The organism is Phenylobacterium sp. (genome assembly GCF_036402295.1).
Lineage (GTDB): Bacteria > Pseudomonadota > Alphaproteobacteria > Caulobacterales > Caulobacteraceae > Phenylobacterium.
Genome location: NZ_DASWTE010000279.1, coordinates 1 through 3,928, shown reverse-complemented (window position 1 = coordinate 3,928; position 3,928 = coordinate 1). Strand labels below are relative to the sequence as shown.

The window sequence follows — 3,928 nt, the reverse complement described above, 5'->3', positions numbered from 1 at the left end:
GGCCAGGCTGGCCGTGGCCAGGGTCATCGGCCGGTCCCGCTGGTAGAACTTCGACCGGCCTGCGGGATGAAGCAGCGCGTTCGCGAGGTTGTAGTTCAGCAGTTGGTAGGGCGTCACCTTGCCCAGGACGTCCGGCGTCTGCCGGATCTCATCGAAGATCGAGCCGCCCTTGGCCGGCGGCGGCCCGGGGGGGCCGACATCCTTGAACTCGACGTCGTACCAGGTGGCCGCCGCATCCAGCTCGGCGCGGTACTCCGCGACCCTCTGCCTGACGTCGCCGTCCGTGGGCTTGAGCGCATTGATGGCCTTGGTCAGCGCATCGAGGTTCTTGAACGTCTCCGTGCCGAACGTGCGCTCGTCCTTGCCGAACGTCTTTGCGAGCGCCCTCGCGTCGGCCTTGAGCTGCTTGAGGTCGTCGGCGAGCGGGTCCTCGACCACCACGACGGCCTCGGTCTTCTTCGCCTTCAGCGTGGCCTTGGCCTTCTCCAGGACCAGCGCGTAGGTGTCGCGATTGTAGGGCATCATATCCTCCTTGGCCCGGGCGCAGTCCGATCAGGTGCCGTCCGCCAGCACGTCGTTGGCGATGGTGTTGAGGCTGGTCTCCAGGTTCGGCGGGATGGTCACTTCGAAAGCCGGGCACGTGATGGCCGGGTCGACGTCCATTTCGTTGTCGATCAGGTCCAGCGCGTCCTGCAGCAGCGCCCGCACGGGGTTCCGCGCGTCCGACAGCAGGTCGCGGCGGCAAGCCGGCGCCAGCGTCTCGACCAGGCGGGCCCAGCGCGATTCCGAGGCGCGCTGCAGGCAGATCTCGGAGTGGATCAGCGTGCCGATCCGCAGGCGCTCGGCGATCTCGGCCTCGGTCGGGAAGGGTGGCAGCGCCGGAATGGCGAAAGGCCACTGCACCTCGGCCGCGAACTCGTTGAGCGCGTCATACAGGCTCGCCAGGCGCGGCTCGACGTTGCCGGCGTCATCCAGCAGGCAATTGACGTCCACCGGCTGCGCCAGCAGCGCCACGGTCACCGCACCGAAGGCGGCGGCGCGCCGCTCGGGATCGCCCTCGCCCTGGGTGTTCGAACCCAGGCAGTAGAGGTCGACCGCGCGGTCCACGTCGTACAGCACCTTGTCGAGCATCAGCTGGCATTCCACGTCGTCGCAGTTGCACTCGAGGAAGCAGTCGATCTCTTCGGCCAGCGTTCCGCGCAGCTGCACCAGGCGCAGCAGGCGCCGGGTCGCCTCGTCCGGGCCGCCGAAGCCATACAGGCCGTAGAAGATCAGCGGCGGGCGGGCGACGTAGAGCAGGCGCATCGCGCCGCCGGCCGAGTTGAACGCCTCCACGAACAGCGCCAGGGCGCTGAGCAGCGACGCGAGCGGCGGCGACTCCGGGATCAGCCGGCCGCCGTTGACCGTCTGCGCCAGGTAGGTCGCCTGCGCAAAGTTCACGAGACGCTGCAGCCGCTCGATCGTCACCACCGACGCCGAGCCCAGGGCCCGCAGGCCGTCGCTCGTGTTGGAGGCGGCCATGTCGATCAGCTCGTCCAGCGTCCGCGCCAGCGTCTGCTCGTTGAACAGCGCGCGCAGGTCAGACTGTCCGGCCGAGTCGAACGCCGCCATCAGCCGGCGATAGGATTCCAGGCCGCGCGGCCAGTCGTTCTGGCCGTAGGCTTCGCGCGTCGAGCCCACCAGCACGCGCAGCGCGTTGATCGCCGCCTCGCGCCGCTCGACCAGCTCGCTGGCCGGCGCCTGCAGGATCACCGTGCTGCGCGTCACGCCCAGCGCGGCCAGGCCGTCGCCCACGAGCACCAGCATCAGGCCCGAGAGCACGTCGCAGCTCTGCGCCAGCCGGCGGTAGAACGAGTTGCAGTCGGGGGTGAGCGCGCCGACGTAGCGCGCCAGGCGCGCATAGTCGCCCAGCTGCCGCCGCGCGGAGAAAACCCGGTCGCGCTGCCGAGGATCCAGGGCGAAGCGCGCCGCCGACATGCCATCTTCCGCCGCCAGGCGGATGGCGCGCGACCAGCCCTCGAGTTCGGGCCGGATGTCCTTCAGCGTGCTGTCGTCCATCAGGGCGGCGATATCGCGGTTGAAGTCGTCGTACGCCTGGACGAGCTCCGGCCCGTAGCTCTGGGTCATGACCGCCGGCGTGATCGCCCGGATGACCGGGGAAACCACCGGCAGGCCCGAGCGCTCGTTCATCAACTGGTTGGCCTGGTCGCCGTACCGGTCGAGCAGCGCCTTGGCGACCTGCGAGGAGTCGGCCGGGTCGCGCACCTTCAGCACCCTGCGGAGCACGTTGTCGACCGCCTGAGCCGACGGGCTGCGATCTGCGAAGCCGGGCGAGATGAGGGCGTTGGTCATCAGCTAAGTCCTCAGGCTGCGGCGCGCTGGCGGCCGATCAGCGGCTGCATGCGCTGTGCGGCGGCCAGTCCGGCCAGGTGATGGATGACGAGGTCGGAGACCCGCTGCGGGTCGCCGCCCATCTGGAGGGCGCACCGCGAGGCCGAGACCATGTGCCGGGGCGGGAGTTGCGGCACGCGGCCGCGCGCCAGCAGCATGCCCCCGCGGCGGATCGCGGCCTCCTGGTCGCGGGTGAAGGGCAGGATGTCGGCCAGGGCGCGCTGGCCCAGGTTGCGGCGGGGCTGGTAGGCGATCTCGTCCACCACGGCGGGGACGATGGTCCCCGACGAGCCCAGCAGGTGCCCGGGCAGACGGTGCCCGCGTTGCGGATTGTAGAGCCCGGTCCACACCTTCTGGACACGCGCGGCTTCCTGGGCGAACCCCATCCGGCGCAGCATCTCGGCGAGCAGCAGGCCGCGGAAGTAGCCGGTCGGATGTGCGCCGCCGGGCCGATAGGTCAGCGCCCGCGCGCCCGGGTGGGCCAGGAACTCGAGCATCCCCCAGGCCGCCGACGGACCGCCCAGCAGCAGGGCTGCGAGGTCGGCGAAAATCTCCTTGTGCCAGCGCCGATAGACGGTCGTGGCCAGCGGGTTCGAGATGCCGGCCAGTCGCCGGGCCACCGCGTCGCGGTTCTCGTTCCAGACCCCGAGGTCGGCCTGCAGGTTGTGGGCGACCTCGTGCAGGAACACCGGCTGCCAGGGATTGTCCCGATCCCATGGGATGCGGATCACCGGGAACGGGTTGGCCTCGCCCATCAGGCGGTTCAGCTGCACGCCGCGCCGGTTGGTCGACGGCGAAGCGCCGTGCTCCATGTAGCAGACGGGCTTCAGCAGCGGCCGGTCCAGGACGAACGGGTCGGCGTCGCGGATCGCCTGGTAACAATCGGCGGCGATCACGTCGTGCGCGGCCAGCGCCGGTGCGAAGTCCGAGCCGCGCTGGCTGAAGATCTCGAAGAACAGGCCGAAGGTGCGCCGCGCCCGGTCCACCTCGCGTTCGAGCATCGCCATGTAGACGAGCGCGTGCTGGGGACTTGATCGGCGCCAGTTGCGCTCCAGAAGGATCCGCCGGCGCTCGATGCCCGTGCGGATCTTCCGGAGGCGCTGGTTGGCCGCGCGGAAGTGGGCGCCGGTCGGGGAGTACGGCGCGTCCTGCGGCCGCAGTCCGACCCGCGAAGGGGTGAGGCTGTTCAGCCGCCCCGACCTCGCGACCAGGGCCGTGACCTTGGTCGCGAGGAACCGGCGCGTTGCTGTCGGCCTGGAGTTGCTGCTCACAGACATCGCCTCATCCCCAAAGCACGCGGGTCGTCGTTCGGTTGCGGGTCGCTAGAGCCGGATCGTGACCCGGCGCGGCCGACGGAACGTCCGGGTGCGGCCGCGACCGCCGATCCGGCCGCCCATGCCGCCGCCGATGCCGCCCATCCTCCGGCCGATCGCGCCACCGGCGCGCCGCAGGACCTGACGGCCGCGGGGCAACGGACGCGACAGCCGCCGCGCCATGGCCGGGCTGCCCGCCACCCGGCGGACGGTCCGGGCTAGCA

4 protein-coding genes are annotated in these 3,928 nt (G+C 70.9%); all 4 read right to left on the bottom strand.

All coding sequences use genetic code 11. From position 1 onward, the window contains the following. A partial coding sequence (locus VGD44_RS16755; protein WP_331089153.1) for a hypothetical protein occupies positions 1–522 on the bottom strand: 522 nt, incomplete at its 3' end. A gap of 30 nt (positions 523–552) precedes the next feature. Next, entirely contained in the window at positions 553–2,352 is a 1,800-nt protein-coding gene (locus VGD44_RS16750) for a hypothetical protein (RefSeq protein WP_331089151.1), read from the bottom strand. Positions 2,353–2,363: 11 nt separating this feature from the next. Then, a complete protein-coding gene (locus tag VGD44_RS16745) occupies positions 2,364–3,668 on the bottom strand; it encodes a hypothetical protein (protein WP_331089149.1) in 1,305 nt (434 codons plus the stop codon). Positions 3,669–3,713: 45 nt separating this feature from the next. After that, positions 3,714–3,928 (bottom strand): hypothetical protein (locus tag VGD44_RS16740; RefSeq protein ID WP_331089147.1); only part of this gene is annotated, 215 nt, incomplete at its 5' end.